This is a genomic window from Chitinasiproducens palmae (assembly GCF_900095735.1).
GTDB lineage: Bacteria > Pseudomonadota > Gammaproteobacteria > Burkholderiales > Burkholderiaceae > Chitinasiproducens > Chitinasiproducens palmae.
This window is the reverse complement of sequence record NZ_FNLO01000016.1, coordinates 50,616-64,345: the sequence shown is the minus strand read 5'-3', so window position 1 is coordinate 64,345 and position 13,730 is coordinate 50,616. Positions and strand designations below refer to the sequence as shown.

Genomic DNA, 13,730 nt, shown 5'->3' with positions numbered 1-13,730 from the left:
CCCCCTTTCGGTCCCAGACCGCCGAGGCCAGGCGCGCTGCACGGCCGGTGAAGAAGCCGCGAAAGTCCTCGCCTGCAAGCCTGGCCGTGGCATGCGGGGCCGCTGGCCCTGCTGCGCCCGCTGGACCGGCGCCATGATCCGAGGGCCGGCGCCGTTGCCGTAAGATGACGGCTTTCCCGCCATTCCGAGCCGACGCTCCGTTGCCATGGCCCGCCTGCCGCGTCTGTACATTCCGGGACTGCCACAGCACGTCGTCCTGCGCACACCCGACGGCAGGGCCGCCTTCATCGACGATGCCGATCGGCAGCGCTTTCTAGGCTGCCTGCGGGAGAGCGTGGCGCAGACACGCGTGGCGCTGCATGCTTATGTCCTGCTCGACGACTCGGTGCGGTGGCTGGGAACGCCGCCCGACGCGCGCGCGATGTCCGCGCTCGTGCAGGCGGTTGGGCGTCGCTATGTCAGCTACTTCAATCGTCGCCACGGGCGCGAGGGCTCGTTATGGGAGAGCCGCTACCGTGCAACCGTGCTGGAACCCGAGCGTTATCTATTGCTGTGCTCGCGTGGCATCGAGGCGGCTGCCGCCGAGCGCGGGCTTGCGGCCGAGGCTGCTGCGTATCGCTGGTCCAGCCATGCGCACCACGTCGGCCTGACGGTCGACCCGCTGGTCGTGGACCATGCGCTGTACTGGTCGCTCGGCAATACGCCGTTCGAACGGCAGCGCGCCTATCGTGACGCGGCGGAGCAGCCAGTCGACGCGGCAGCGCGGCACGAGATTGAGCAGGCGACGGAGAAAGGCTGGGCGTTGGCCAGCGAGGCGTTCCTGGCCCGCCACGGTCGCCAGGCAAGCCGCCGCGCGGCGCCGCTACCGCGCGGCCGCCGCCCCGGCGCCGCGCGCCGGGTATCGGGCGACGACGCTTAGACAGGCTCTCAGGCATGTTCGCGCGCCTGAGCACCCGGCAGGCACGCTCAAGCACGCTCAGCCGACGTCTCGCCTCGAACGGCGGCGCAGCGCGTCCGCTGCGTTCATGCGAACCCATTCGGACACCAGCGAACATCGGCGAACACGCATTGCGTCCGCCGTCGCTGGCAGGGTACCGCGACGGTTTGTTCGCCCGCCAAAACCATTCCGCAGCGTGTCGGCGGCGTCACTGCGAGACGCAACGAAGGCCGCTATGCCTTCGACCTCCAAAGCAGGCGATGATTGGCATCCGCCCGGCACTGACGCATATGGGCGCATGCAGGCGCGCGGCCGGGCGGCGCTTCCGATGGATCGCAAACCGTTTGTCGCCGCATTGATCCACGGCGCGGTCGATCGCTAGACGGGCGTATTGCCGATCATGCCGATCGTCGCGCGAAACAGCGCGGACTCCGGTTCGGCCAGTTCGCTGACCAGGTTGAAGTGATTGCAGTGCGTGTTGTCGACCAGTTGCACAGGCAGGCCCCGCGCACGCAGCCGCGCGTGGAAATCGAATGTCTGGTGGCGGAAACCGTCGGTTTCCAGTCCGCCCACGCAGAGCACGACGTCGGGGGCGGACGCCGGCAGGTGCAGCGCCGGGCTGAGCGCGGCGGCCTGCTCTACATGCAGCCGCAGCCAGTCGTTGACGCCGATGTCGCAGAGTGGCCGTATGTCGTACAGCCCGCTCAACCCGACGATGCCCTTGATGACGTCCTGCGGCAGGCGGTAGCTGGCCTGCCACGTGTCGGCCAGCAGCATCGCCGCGAGATGCGCGCCGGCGGAACTGCCGCAGACATGTATCCGCTCCGGATCGGCGCCATAGGTGCGCGCGTTGTGATACAGCCATGCCACCGCGCTGCGTATCTCGCGCACCACTTCGGCCAGCGTGGCCTCCGGCAGCAGCGTGTATTCGACCACCGCCACCGCCACCCCGGCGTGAGTGAAGGCGCGGACCATCGAACAGGCGTCTTCCTTGCGCTGCGAGCGCCAGTAGCCGCCATGCACGAAGACGAGCAGCGGCGCCGGCTGTCGCGCGGCTTGCACAGGAAACAGGTCGAGCCGTTCATCCCGCCCCATGCCGTATGGCAGGTCGAGGATGCCCGGACACGCGGCCCGGGCGCGCGCCGCCAACGCGGCATAGCTTGCCATCTCGGCGTCGAAGTCGGCGACCGAAGCGCGCGCGTTGTATTGCACCGCGCGCGCGGCGAGATCGGCGAAGGTCAGATCGAAAGGCATGGCGTGAACGCGAGGGGCGTGGCTAGATGCTGAGGTGGCTGCGCAGGCGCTCGGCCTGCGCCCGCAGTTCGGCGGACGTGCCGCGCCATGCCACGCGTCCCTTCGCCAACACGTAGTGACGATCGGCAAGCGCGAGCTGCGGCGCGAGGTGCTTGTCGATGCAGATGATAGCCAAGCCGGTCTGTTTGAGCTCGGCCAGGCAACGCCAGATTTCCTCCCGGATCAGCGGCGCCAGGCCTTCCGTCGCCTCGTCCAGGATCAACAGTCGTGGATTGGTCATCAGCGCCCGGCCGATCGCGAGCATCTGCTGTTCGCCACCCGATAGATTGGCGGCCAGGTTGCGTTCGCGCTCGCGCAGTCGCGGGAAGAAGCGGTAGACGCGTTCGAGCGTCCAGGGCGTCGTGCTGCGCTGCCGGTTGTGTGCCGTCGCCACCAGATTCTCGCGCACCGTGAGCGTCGGAAACACGTGGCGGCCCTCGGGCACCAGGCCGACACCGGCTCGCGCCACCACATGCGAGGCTCGTGCATGGACGGGTTGGCCGTCGAGAACGATGGTGCCGCGCGTCGGGCGCAGCAGTCCGGTCAGCGTCTTCACGGTCGTGGACTTGCCCATGCCGTTGCGGCCGAGCAGGGTCACGAACTGTCCTTCGTCGACGTCGAAATCGATCCCGAACAGGGCCTGGCTGGCGCCGTACGACGCTTCGACGTTCCGTACCGCAAGCAGTCGTGTCATGCGTGGGCTCCTTCGGCGTCGAGGACGGCTTCGTCCTCGCCCAGATAGGCGCTCCGCACGGCCGCGTCCGCCCGGATGGCCGCCGGCGTGCCGCATGCGATCGCCCGTCCGTACACCAGCACGGTAATGCGGTCGGCCAACGCGAACACGGCATCCATGTCGTGCTCGACCAGGACGATCGCGCAGCGTCCCTTGAGCGTGCGCAACAGCGCGGTCATCTGTGCCGATTCCGCCTGACTCATGCCGGCCATCGGTTCGTCGAGCAGAAGCAGCCGGGGCGAGCTGGCCAGTGCCATCGCCAGTTCCAGTTGGCGGTGTTCGCCGTGCGCCATCTCGGCAACGGGCACATGCGCACGTTCGCCAAGGCCGACCTGTTCGAGCAACGCCAGCGCGGGCCCGGCAATGGCGTGCGCTGCCGCCATCGGCTGCCAGCAGCCGAAGCGCTTGCCCGCCTGCGCGTTGACGGCGACCATGACGTTTTCCAGCGCTGTGAACTCGTGCAGGACCGAGGTGATCTGGTACGAGCGTGCCAGTCCGAGCCGGGCGCGCCGCCCGATCGGCAGCGCCGTGATGTCCCGTTCCTCGAACACGAGCCGGCCCTCGTCGGGACGCAATTCGCCTGAGATCTGGCCGATCAGCGTGCTCTTGCCGGCGCCGTTCGGGCCGATGATTGCGTGGATTTCGCCGGGCGCGACCGACAGGTCGAAATGGTCGGTCGCCGTCAGTCCGCCGTAGCGTTTGACCAGACCGCTGACATTGAGGATGTTCATCGGTGCGCTCCGTCGGCGGGGCGCGTCCGCGTGGCGCCGCGCGCGCGCCGTGCGTCGAGTTCCTGCAGCACGCCGATCAGCCCGCGCTTGCTGACGAGCACCACGACGACGATCAGCGGACCCATGTAGACCATCCAGTGCTCGGTGGCGGCCTTCAGGCCTTCCTCAACCAGTACCATCGCGAGTGCGCCCAGGACCGGGCCGGCAAACGTGCCGAGACCGCCGATCACGACCATCACGATCAGTTCGCCGGAAGTGGTCCAGGAAAGCGTCGACGGCGACACGAATTGCGTGAGATTTGCCAGCAGTACGCCGGCCAGCCCGCACAGGACGGCGGCCGAGACATACGCGGCCAGCGTGTAGTGCAGGGTCGCCACGCCAAGCGCGCGCATGCGGCGCGGATTCATCCGGATGCCGGCGAGCGTCATGCCGAAGCGGGCCTTCAGCATGCGACGGCCGAGCAACAGCAACAACGCGAGCATCGCGAGTGCGACGCAGTACAGCGTGACCGGGTCGGCCAGCGAAAGGCTGCCGAACCGGCTGGCGGCGGCGAGCGGCAGGCCGTCGTCGCCGCCGTAATCCTTCAGGCTCACTGCGAGGAAGTAGCCCATCTGCGCGAATGCCAGCGTGATCATGATGAAGGCGATGCCGGCGGTGCGCAGCGAGACCAGGCCGGTGACCAGCCCGACCGCCGCGCACATGCCCACCGCGACGCCGACGTGCACCCAGCCGTTGTCGATGCCGTGCTGCGCCAGGATGCCGGCCGCATATGCGCCGATGCCGAGGTAGAGCGCGTGGCCGAAGCTCACCAGGCCCGCCACGCCGAGGATCAGGTCCAGCGACAGTGCGGCGATCGCGAAGATCAGGACTCGCGCGAACAGAATCACGTAGAAGGGCTCGGCCTGTACGCGTGCATAGACCGGCACCATCGCGAGCAGCACGAACAGCAGCAGCATCGTGCCACCCTGGACGGTGATGCGCCGATGGCGCTGCGGCGCCGGCGCCGCATGCGGTGTATGCGGTGCATGCGAGGAAGATGAAGGTGTCAGCATCGGCGTCTATCCATGTTTGACGGGAAACAGCCCTTGCGGACGCAGCGCGAGCACGACGGCCATCAGGATGTAGATCAGCATCGAGGCCAGTGCGGGGCCGGCCATGTCGGCGGCGCCGCGCGTGAACAACTGGGCCAGCACGGCGGGCAGCAGGGTGCGTCCCAGCGTGTCGATCACGCCGACGAGCAGGGCGCCCAGGAAGGCGCCGCGAATCGAGCCGATGCCGCCGATCACGATGACGACCATGGTCAGGATCAGGATCGGCTCGCCCATGCCGGGCTGCACTGACAGAATCGGGCCGGCCAGCATGCCCGCGACGCCGGCCAGCACCGCGCCCAGCGCGAAAATCAGCGCATAGAGCAGCGCGATGTTCACCCCCAGCGCGCCGACCATCGTGCGATGCGTTGCGCCCGCGCGAATCAACATGCCGATGCGGGTGCGGTGCACCAGCAGATGACAGCCCAGCGCCACGGCGATGCCGGCCGCGACGATCAGCAGTCGATAGGCGGGATACGGCATGCCCAGCAGGTCGACGGTGCCGGACAGCGCGGCCGGCACTTCCATGTAGTACGGCGACGGCCCCCACCTGATGCGCATCAGTTCGTTGAAGAACAGGATCAACCCGAAGGTGGCCAGCACCTGATCCAGATGGTCACGCCGGTAGAGGCGGCGCAGCACGCAGGTCTCGAGCAGCATGCCGATCGCGACCATTGCGGGAATCAGCACAGCCAGCCCGAGCAGGAACGAGCCGGTCCGGTTGTAGACGAAGGCGCCGATAAAGGCGCCGACCATGTACAGCGAGCCGTGCGCGAGGTTGACGAAGTTCATGATGCCGAAGACCAGCGTCAGCCCGGCCGCCATCAGGAACAGCAGCACGCCGAGCTGCATGCCGTTCAGGCATTGCATGACGATGAGCGTCAGGTTCATGGCGATCGCCTCGCGTCAGTTCATCTTGCACTGCTGTGCCAGCGGGCTGCGCACCTTGGCGACGATCGCGCCCTTGCTCTCGAACGCCGCGCCATTGCTGGTCTTCACCACGTCGACGCGATAGAACGGCGCGCGTGGGAACTGGTTCGAGTCGAAGCTGAAGTCGCCGCGCACCGAAGCGAACCGCGCTGTCTTGAGCGCCTGCCGCAGGGCCTGCCGGTCGGCGGTGTTGCCCTTCACCGTGCTCAGCGCGGCGTCGAGCAGATTCGCGGCGTCGTAGGACTGCGCGGCGTAGAGCGACGGCTGCCGGTTGTAACGCTTGGCGTACGCGGCGGCGAACTGCGCGTTCTGGGCGTTTTTCAGATCCGGCGAGTAGGGCGCCGCCGTGATCGCACCCAGGGCGATCTCCTTCAACGCGGGCAGCGTCGTGCCGTCGATGGTCGAGACCGAAATCAGCGGCAGCTTGCCGAGCAGGCCGGCCTGGCGGTACTGCTTGACGAAGTTCACGCCCATGCCGCCCGGATAGAACACGTACACCGCGTCCGGTCGCGCGGCCTGCAACTGCGTGATCTCGGCCGAATAATCCGGCTGGTTGACCTGCGTGTACACCTCGTCGACGATGGTGCCGCGATAGTCGCGCTTGAAACCGGCGACCGCGTCGCGGCCCGCCTGGTAGTTCGGCGCCATCACCACCGTGCGTTTGTAGCCCAGATCGCTGACCAGTTGCCCGCCGGCCTCGTGCAGTTCGTCGTTGTTCCAGGACGTCGAGAAGAACCACGGCGAACAGCCTGCGCCGGCCAGCGGCGTGGGTCCGGCGTTCGATCCGATCAGCAGCACGCCCGCGCCCGTGATCGGCTTGTGGATCGCCATCATCACGTTGGAGAACGTCACGCCGGTGATGATCGGTACCTTGTCGCGCTCGATCAGCTTGCGCGTCGCCTGCACCGCGACGTCCGGTTTGAGCTGGTCGTCCTCGCGCAGCACCTGCACCGGCATGCCGCCGAGCTTGCCCCCTTTCTGCTCGATGGCCAGCATGAACGCGTCGTACTGGTCCTGGCCGAGCGCGCCGGCCGGTCCCGACAGCGTGCCGATGAAGCCGATCTTCAGCGGCGGCGTCTGTGCCACGGCCGGTGTCATGAGGCTCGCGCCGAGCAGCAGGCAGGCGAGCAAGCCGACGGCGCGGCCAACGGCGCGCCGGTGCGGTGCTTGTTTCGAGGGAGTGACCATCGCGAAATTCCTGCGGAGTGGAGAAGGGCCCTGCCGGTGTCGCGCGTTCACAGCGCAATGCCGAAGAAGTCGCACGCGTTGCCGGCGCAGATGCGGGCGCGTTGCGCGTCGTCGAGCCAGTCGCTGGCCGCGACCAGTGCGCCGATCTCCTGCTCGCCGAGCGGAAACGGATGATCGGAGCCGAGCATCACGCGCTCGACGCCCATCACGTCGACCAGGAGGCGCAGCGCGCGCGAATCGAACACCGCGCTGTCGACGTGGAAGCGGTCCAGGTAGTGCGATGGCGGCAACGGGCAGTCCTCGCGCACGATGTCGCGGCAGTGCCAGGCGTTTTCCGCGCGTCCGAGCAGGAACGCAAAGCTGCCGCCGCCATGTGCGAAGCACAGTTTCAACGAACGTGGGATCTGTTCGAACGCGCCCGACAGCACCAGCGACAGGATGCTCAGCTGCGTCTCGGCGGGCATCGCGACCAGCCATGGCAGCATCCACTTCTTCATGCGCCCGTCGGTCATCATGTCCCACGGATGCACCAGCACCGGAATGTCGTCGCGCGCGCAATGGCAGAGGAAGTCGATCAGTTGTGGGTCGTCCAGATCGCGCGGGCCGAGATGGTTGCCGATCTGCACGCCGACATGGCCGGCCGCTTTCGCGCGCGACGCTTCGCGGCAGGCAAGGTCGAGATCCTGCAGCGGCACCTGGGCGAGCGCCTTCAGACGCGTGGGCGCATACGCACAGTGTTCCAACGCGAGGTCGTTCATGCGGGCCGCCCACGCGGCGGCATCGGCCGCGTCGTAGCGATAGGCGAACATGATCGGTGTCGCGCAGACAATCTGCGCTGTCACGTTCTTCGCGTCGAGATCCGCGATGCGCGCGGCCGGATCCCACAGCGGCCGGTGCACCGGCCGAAAGGCGCGGTCGTCGACCATGATGTGGCCGCGTTCGCCGTCCGCGTCGATGCGCAACCAGGGCGAGTGCGCGGCGTCCAGGCGTGCGGCTTCCGCCTGCGTGACGCGCGGAAAGAAATGCGAGTGGATATCGATCTTGTTCATGGGGTCGCGGGTTGGGGCGCCGGTGTCTCGGCCTGGGCGCTGCGGCCCGGATGCAGCTTGCCGCAGGCCGGACAGCGCCGGAGCGTCTCGCTGCGATAGAAGGCGTCGAACAGCGGCGGCAAGTCGGTGACAATGTTTTTCAACTGGACCTCCGTGCGATGCACCAGATGCCCGCAGCCCTCCGCGCCTTCGCAGTACCACTCGAACGCATCGACCTCGCCCGGTGGGCGTTGACGCTCGATGACCAGGCAGGCACTGCCGGCTTCGGGGCGTTGCGGGGAATGGCGTACATGCGGCGGCAGCAGCATCACGTCGCCCTCGCGCAGGACGACGCGTTCGGCGGCGCCGTCGATCCACAATTTCAGGTGGGCGTTGCCGCGCAACTGGTAGAAGAATTCCTCGCCGGGATCGTCGTGGTAATCGGTCCGGTGGTTCGGACCGCCGACGATGGTCACGATGAAGTCCCGGTCCGACCAGAGCTGCTGGTTGCCGACCGGTGGCCGCAGCAGGTGAGCGTGCTCGTCGATCCAGCGCGAAAGGTTGAACGGCGGCAGGTAGGCTGACATGGTCGGGGCCTCGGCTGGTGGTTCAGCGGGGTTTGTAGGCAATCGCCTTGATCTCGATGGCGAGATGCGGATGCGGCAACTGATGGACGGCGACCGTCGTGCGCGCCGGTCCGTCGCTGCCGAAGAACTCGGCGTACACCGTGTTGTAGCCGCCGAAATCGTTCATGTTCACGAGATAGGCGCAGATTTCGACGACGTCCGATAGTGCCGCCTTCTCGCTGGCCAGGATGTCCTCGATGTGGCGCAGCACGGCGCGGGTCTGCGCCCGGATGTCGAGATGCATCGTGCCCATCGCGTCGGCATCGGCGCCTTCGATGGTGTTGTCCGCACGGCGCGAACTCGTGCCCGAGACGAACAGGAAATCGCCCGCGCGCTTCAGGTGCGGATAGGCACCGCGCGGTTTGGCCTTGTGGTCGATCAGGTGGCTTCGGACGGTCATGGCAGGCTCACAGCCGGATGCAGATGGTGGTGATTTCGGAATAGAAGTCGAGCGAGTGGCGCCCGCCCTCGCGGCCCAGGCCGGACAGTTTGGTGCCACCGAACGGCGTGCGAAGGTCGCGGGTGAACCACGTGTTCACCCATACCAGGCCGGTATGGAAGCGCCGCGACACGCGGTGCGCGCGCGACAGGTCGGTGGTCCAGACGCAAGCGGCCAGGCCATAGGCGCTGTCGTTCACGCGTCCGATGACTTCCTGCTCCGAGTCGAACGGCGCGATGTGGCACACCGGGCCGAAGATCTCCTCGGTCACGCAGCGCGCGTCGTCGGGCAGGCCGGTCAGGATGGTCGGTTGCACGAAGGCGCCGGCGTCCCGAATGTCATTGAAGAGCGGCGTGCCGCCGCCAGTGACCACCGTGGCGCCTTCCGCGACCGCCAGGCGGTAGTACGACAGCACCTTGTCGCGATGCTTGTGCGAAATGACCGGCCCCATGTCGACGCCTGGCGCGTCGGGGTAGTCGAGCCGCATGGTTTCCGTCCTGGCCTTGAGCGCCGCCACGAAGCGCTCGAAGATCGGGCGCTCGACATACACGCGTTCCGAACACAGGCACACCTGCCCCGCGTTGGTGAAGCTGGAGCGGCGCACGCCCTCCACCGCCGCGTCGAAATCGGCGTCGGCGAAAACCACCGCCGCGTTCTTGCCGCCCAACTCGAACGAGATCTCCTTCACGCCGTCGGCAACGGTCTTCATGATCTGGCTGCCGGTGCGTGACTCGCCGGTGAACGTGATCGCGGCGACATCGGGATGACGGGTCAGCGCCTCGCCAGCGGAGCCCGGACCGAAGCCGTGCACCAGGTTGAACACGCCGGGCGGCACGCCCGCGTCGCGCATGACTTCGGCAAGCAGCGTGGCCGAGGACGGCGACTCTTCCGACGGCTTCGCCACCACGCAGTTGCCCATCGCCAGCGCGGGCGCGACTTTCCACGTCAGGAGCAGCAGCGGCAGGTTCCACGGCGAGATGATGCCGACCACGCCGAGCGGCTTGCGGCTCACGTAGTTCAACAGCGTTGCGCCGTCCGGGCCCCGACTTTCGAAGAGTTCGCTGGGGGCGGTCTTGATCAGATCGGCGAAGGCGCGGAAGTTGGCCACGCCGCGCGCCACGTCGAGGCGCCGGGCCTGCTCGACGGGGCGGCCCGTGTCCGCCACTTCCGCGGCAACGAACGCCTCGAAGCGCGCCTCGATGCCGGCGGCAACGCGATACAGGATGGCCGCGCGATCCTCCACACTGGCTTCACCCCAGGGGCCAGCAAGCGCCCGCCGGGCGGCGGCCACCGCTCGATCGACTTCGGCGGGGCCGGCCTCGCAGACCGCGGCAATCAGCTGCCCGGTGACCGGGCTGCGATTCTCGAAGCGGGCGGCGGTCGCGACGAATTCGCCGTCGATGTAGTGCTGCAGCAGTGGAGGGTCGACATCGACGCTGACGGACGACGGCGCGCGCGTTGCAAGGGCGGTGGGCATGAAGGCTTCCTGCTCGGACTGAATGCCCCGAGTCTAAGAAGTCGTGCCCATAAAAAATAATAACGATTCAGCGCCCGGGTATTCCTAATGGTGATATCGGCGACGTTGCACCGCCGATCAGCTGGCGATTTCGCGGGCGCTGTCGCGCAGACATGCGATGAAGCGCTGACAGGCGGCGCTGACCTTGCGGTCGGCGCGAATCGAGAAACCCACGGCGCCGAAGTCGCCCGACTCGGCGACGTCGAGCACTGACAGCAGACCTGGCCCGACGAACTGTTGCGCTGCGGCGCGCGGCATCAGAGCGACGCAGGCCGTTTCCAGCAGCAGGCCGATGTTGGTCAGCATCGACAGCGATTCGATGCGGTTCTCCGGCAGCGCCAGCCCCGCATCCTGGAACAGGCGTTCGGCGCGCATGCGGGCCGGCGAGTCGCCAAGCGGCACGATCCACGGCAGATGACGAAGATCGGCGAGATGCGGTTGGGATGGCAGGTCGAAGCGGTGCCTGGCGCCAACCACGATGCACATCGACTCCTCGAACAGCACCTCGTGCTGGAGTGGAAAGGCGCTGGCGAGCGGCAGTTCCCGCTCCGGCAGGCGGCCGACCGCGATGTCGAGGTCGCCGGTGGCCAGCGCGGGAAACAGTTGCGGCGTCGACGCCTCGCGCACCGTGACGAGCACGCCGGGCGCCTGCGCTTTCAGCTTTGCGATGGTTAGCGGCAGCAAGCGCGCCGACGCGGAAATGAGCGTGCCGACGATCACGTGGCCGGCAGTGCCGCGCTGCAGGGCGTTGATCTCGTCGGTCAGGTAACGAAGCTCCGTGATCATCGACTTGGCGCGTTCGCCCAGCAGGCGGCCGAGCTCCGTCGGCACCACGCCCCGGTTGCTGCGCTCGAAAAGCGGCGCTTCGAGGAAGGCTTCGAGTTCCTGGACGGCCTTGGTGATCGCCGGCTGCGTCATGCCCATTTCGTTCGCGGCGCGCAGCAGCGAGCCGCTGTCGATCACCTTCGCGACGACGATCAGTTGCTGCAGCTTGAGCTTGCGGGACAGCGACAATTGCGAGATCGGGCTGGCCGGGCGTGCGGGGTCGGACATCATCGAGGGCATGGTCGGTCTCGGTGAATGGGAGCGCGATGGCAGGCCGCGGCGGGGCCACGCATCGCGGAGTCAATCAGCCGCAGCGCGCGCGAGGTCACCGGTGCGTTCGCATCGCATGCGGATGGCAGCCGCTGGGGAAAGTTGGCATCTGCACGAAAGCCGGCCGCGCAGTCGCGGATATTACCGTTAGGACTATCAGCACCGGGTTTTTTCATTATTTTTTCCACGCGTGCACTCCTACATTGGCGCTGCTTCGAAGTGTGCGCGGTTTGCCGGCCGGTACGGCGTTCGCCCGCAAGGCGCCGCGTCCCATCAATCGTGTTCGGCGAACCGACCAGACAGGAATGCAAACGAAAATAGGAAAAACGCTCGGGGCCTCATTCGTGACACTGAGCTGCGCGTCGCCCTGCCTTGCCCAGAGCGGCGTGACGCTTTACGGCGTGATCGACGAAGGCGTCACCTGGACCAGCAATCAGGCCGGCGGCCACGCCTACCAGATGCAAAGCGGCGTGACTCAGGGCTCCCGCTGGGGCCTGCTCGGCAAGGAAGACCTGGGCGGCGGCCTGCGCGCAATCTTCGCGCTGGAGAACGGTTTCGACCCGTCCGCGGGCGGTTTCGGCCAGAACGGCCGGCTGTTCGGCAGGCAGGCCTACGTTGGACTGAGTTCGAACGCCGGCACCCTGACGCTCGGGCGCCAATACGAATTCATGGCGGACTTCGTCGCTCCAGTGTCGGGACAGGGGCAATGGGGCACCTACTTCTCGCACGCGGGCGACGTGGACAATCTGAACGGCTCGTTCCGTGTCAACAACGCGGTCAAGTACACCAGCCCGACGCTGGGCGGCTTCAAGCTCGGCGCCCTGTATTCGTTCGGTGGTCAGGCCGGTGCGTTTTCGACGAACAGCGTGCTGAGTCTGGGCATCAACTACGGCTACGGACCGCTTTACGTTGCGGCGGCGTACACGCGCGTCAACAGTCCTTACGCGGCGGCCTATGATTCGCTGCCGAAGAACGTGCTCTACACGCGCTACCTGCCGTCGACGACCAGCGAGTCGATCTACGGGCTGGGCGCGAGTTATACATTCGGTGCCTTCAAGATGGGCCTCGATGCGAGCCAGGTGACCTTCCGTGCCGGCTTCAACGGTGCGAACGTCGACTTCCGCAATGTCGAAGGCTGGCTCAACTACGCGTTCGCGACGACGCTGAGCGGCGGGCTTGGCTATACGTGGACCGACGTCGACGTGCACGCGAGCGGCGCCAAGCCGCGCTATCAGCAGGTCAACCTGATGCTCGACTACGCGCTGTCGAAACGCACCGACGTTTACGCGATGGCGGCCTGCCTGTCGGGCAGTAGCGGCACCACGGCCCAGATCAACTACGTCACTGCCGCTTCGTCCAGCAATCGCCAGTCGTTGCTGCGGCTGGGCCTGCGTCACAAGTTCTGAACGCGCGCGGCACCCCGACGGCGGCCGCAGTGCCGCCGGGGCGGTGTCATCCGCTCGGCATCATCCGCTCGGTAACACGCGCTCGGTAGCGTGCATGCGCTATCCAGCCGGCGCTGTCGCCCTGACGGTGGTCGCCGTACCATGGCGCTCGGCTGCCGCTTGACCGACCCGGCGGGCACGCGGCGGTCGATACGCGCAAAGTGCTTCCGACCGGCGCTGCTCAGCGCTTCGCCTGCCGCCCGACCGTTGCCGGTCGGCCCCGGCTCGACTGCGGCCGATCGCGGTCGCGTTGCCCGTTGCGGGCAATCGGACAAGGAATGTAGCCCGGCCGAAGACCGCTCGTACATCGCCGCCGCCGCGGTCATGCGGCCGACCGGCAGCGCGGCGTTGCGGCTATGCCACCCGACTGCATGCCGCTTGCGTTTCGCTCCTGTCGCGGCCGGTTCACGTGCCACTTCGAAAGCGCCCCCCCCCCCCCGCGACGCGGCCATATTGCCGCGCGCGAGCGAGTCCCACTGCCGCTCACCGCCACTTACCGCCACTCACCGTCAATCATCACCACCTCCGAGGCCTGACCGGCGCATCGCAGGCACCGCGTCATTCTCCTCGGCAAGCGCTCTTCAGCAGGTGCATGACCAGTCGCGGTACCGCAAATTTCTATGGCCCCATTATCCAATGCACTTAAACGGTGCGTCGCATAAATTGGGGTCATAACGAGAG

General features: G+C 67.2%; 13 protein-coding genes. 2 read left to right on the top strand and 11 right to left on the bottom strand.

All coding sequences use genetic code 11. From position 1 onward, the window contains the following. Window positions 1-205: 205 nt before the first annotated feature. Window positions 206-919: a transposase gene (locus tag BLU54_RS21370; RefSeq protein ID WP_091912851.1), complete on the top strand. Its 714-nt coding sequence runs from the start codon at window positions 206-208 to the stop codon at window positions 917-919. 396 nt (window positions 920-1,315) lie between these two features. Here the strand turns inward: BLU54_RS21370 and BLU54_RS21365 are convergent, their stop codons facing one another. From BLU54_RS21365 to BLU54_RS21315, 11 genes are all read right to left on the bottom strand, one after another. Then, window positions 1,316-2,191, bottom strand: a complete 876-nt coding sequence (locus BLU54_RS21365) for an alpha/beta hydrolase (RefSeq protein ID WP_091912849.1) — start codon at window positions 2,189-2,191, stop codon at window positions 1,316-1,318. Window positions 2,192-2,213: 22 nt separating this feature from the next. Further along, entirely contained in the window at window positions 2,214-2,924 is a 711-nt protein-coding gene (locus BLU54_RS21360; RefSeq protein ID WP_091912847.1) for an ABC transporter ATP-binding protein, read from the bottom strand. Next, on the bottom strand, window positions 2,921-3,694 hold the full coding sequence (locus tag BLU54_RS21355; RefSeq protein ID WP_091912845.1) for an ABC transporter ATP-binding protein: 774 nt from the start codon (window positions 3,692-3,694) through the stop codon (window positions 2,921-2,923). The genes BLU54_RS21360 and BLU54_RS21355 overlap by 4 nt, the downstream gene beginning before the upstream one ends. Further along, window positions 3,691-4,746 carry a branched-chain amino acid ABC transporter permease gene (locus BLU54_RS21350; RefSeq protein WP_328586147.1) on the bottom strand — a complete coding sequence of 352 codons (1,056 nt, stop codon included), beginning with the start codon at window positions 4,744-4,746 and terminating at the stop codon, window positions 3,691-3,693. Before BLU54_RS21350 ends, BLU54_RS21355 begins: the two co-directional genes overlap by 4 nt. Before the next feature lie 6 nt (window positions 4,747-4,752). After that, entirely contained in the window at window positions 4,753-5,673 is a 921-nt protein-coding gene (locus tag BLU54_RS21345; RefSeq protein WP_091912843.1) for a branched-chain amino acid ABC transporter permease, read from the bottom strand. Window positions 5,674-5,688: 15 nt separating this feature from the next. Beyond that, window positions 5,689-6,900: an ABC transporter substrate-binding protein gene (locus BLU54_RS21340; protein WP_091912841.1), complete on the bottom strand. Its 1,212-nt coding sequence runs from the start codon at window positions 6,898-6,900 to the stop codon at window positions 5,689-5,691. A gap of 47 nt (window positions 6,901-6,947) precedes the next feature. Beyond that, the gene (locus BLU54_RS21335) at window positions 6,948-7,949 is read right to left on the bottom strand and encodes an amidohydrolase family protein (RefSeq protein ID WP_091912839.1); all 1,002 of its coding nucleotides are present in this window, start codon (window positions 7,947-7,949) and stop codon (window positions 6,948-6,950) included. Further along, a complete protein-coding gene (locus BLU54_RS21330; RefSeq protein WP_091912837.1) occupies window positions 7,946-8,515 on the bottom strand; it encodes a 3-hydroxyanthranilate 3,4-dioxygenase in 570 nt (189 codons plus the stop codon). Before BLU54_RS21330 ends, BLU54_RS21335 begins: the two co-directional genes overlap by 4 nt. Before the next feature lie 22 nt (window positions 8,516-8,537). Beyond that, window positions 8,538-8,954 (bottom strand): RidA family protein, encoded by a 417-nt coding sequence (locus BLU54_RS21325; RefSeq protein ID WP_091912835.1) that lies wholly within the window; start codon window positions 8,952-8,954, stop codon window positions 8,538-8,540. A gap of 7 nt (window positions 8,955-8,961) precedes the next feature. After that, entirely contained in the window at window positions 8,962-10,470 is a 1,509-nt protein-coding gene (locus tag BLU54_RS21320) for a 2-hydroxymuconic semialdehyde dehydrogenase (RefSeq protein WP_091912833.1), read from the bottom strand. A gap of 117 nt (window positions 10,471-10,587) precedes the next feature. Next, window positions 10,588-11,574, bottom strand: coding sequence for a LysR family transcriptional regulator (locus tag BLU54_RS21315; RefSeq protein ID WP_091912830.1), 987 nt, complete (start codon window positions 11,572-11,574; stop codon window positions 10,588-10,590). Between the two features lie 335 nt (window positions 11,575-11,909). On the opposite strand from BLU54_RS21315, the gene BLU54_RS21310 reads away from it, so the two are divergent. Further along, the gene (locus BLU54_RS21310; RefSeq protein ID WP_170845259.1) at window positions 11,910-13,010 is read left to right on the top strand and encodes a porin; all 1,101 of its coding nucleotides are present in this window, start codon (window positions 11,910-11,912) and stop codon (window positions 13,008-13,010) included. The last annotated feature ends 720 nt before the right edge of the window (window positions 13,011-13,730 follow it).

What these genes read in the sequence shown, in the direction of transcription:
- BLU54_RS21370 (WP_091912851.1), top strand. Translation starts at nt 206, where the DNA reads ATGGCCCGCCTGCCGCGTCTGTACATTCCGGGACTGCCACAGCACGTC.
- BLU54_RS21365 (WP_091912849.1), bottom strand. Translation starts at nt 2,191, where the DNA reads ATGCCTTTCGATCTGACCTTCGCCGATCTCGCCGCGCGCGCGGTGCAA.
- BLU54_RS21360 (WP_091912847.1), bottom strand. Translation starts at nt 2,924, where the DNA reads ATGACACGACTGCTTGCGGTACGGAACGTCGAAGCGTCGTACGGCGCC.
- BLU54_RS21355 (WP_091912845.1), bottom strand. Translation starts at nt 3,694, where the DNA reads ATGAACATCCTCAATGTCAGCGGTCTGGTCAAACGCTACGGCGGACTG.
- BLU54_RS21350 (WP_328586147.1), bottom strand. Translation starts at nt 4,746, where the DNA reads ATGCTGACACCTTCATCTTCCTCGCATGCACCGCATACACCGCATGCG.
- BLU54_RS21345 (WP_091912843.1), bottom strand. Translation starts at nt 5,673, where the DNA reads ATGAACCTGACGCTCATCGTCATGCAATGCCTGAACGGCATGCAGCTC.
- BLU54_RS21340 (WP_091912841.1), bottom strand. Translation starts at nt 6,900, where the DNA reads ATGGTCACTCCCTCGAAACAAGCACCGCACCGGCGCGCCGTTGGCCGC.
- BLU54_RS21335 (WP_091912839.1), bottom strand. Translation starts at nt 7,949, where the DNA reads ATGAACAAGATCGATATCCACTCGCATTTCTTTCCGCGCGTCACGCAG.
- BLU54_RS21330 (WP_091912837.1), bottom strand. Translation starts at nt 8,515, where the DNA reads ATGTCAGCCTACCTGCCGCCGTTCAACCTTTCGCGCTGGATCGACGAG.
- BLU54_RS21325 (WP_091912835.1), bottom strand. Translation starts at nt 8,954, where the DNA reads ATGACCGTCCGAAGCCACCTGATCGACCACAAGGCCAAACCGCGCGGT.
- BLU54_RS21320 (WP_091912833.1), bottom strand. Translation starts at nt 10,470, where the DNA reads ATGCCCACCGCCCTTGCAACGCGCGCGCCGTCGTCCGTCAGCGTCGAT.
- BLU54_RS21315 (WP_091912830.1), bottom strand. Translation starts at nt 11,574, where the DNA reads ATGCCCTCGATGATGTCCGACCCCGCACGCCCGGCCAGCCCGATCTCG.
- BLU54_RS21310 (WP_170845259.1), top strand. Translation starts at nt 11,910, where the DNA reads ATGCAAACGAAAATAGGAAAAACGCTCGGGGCCTCATTCGTGACACTG.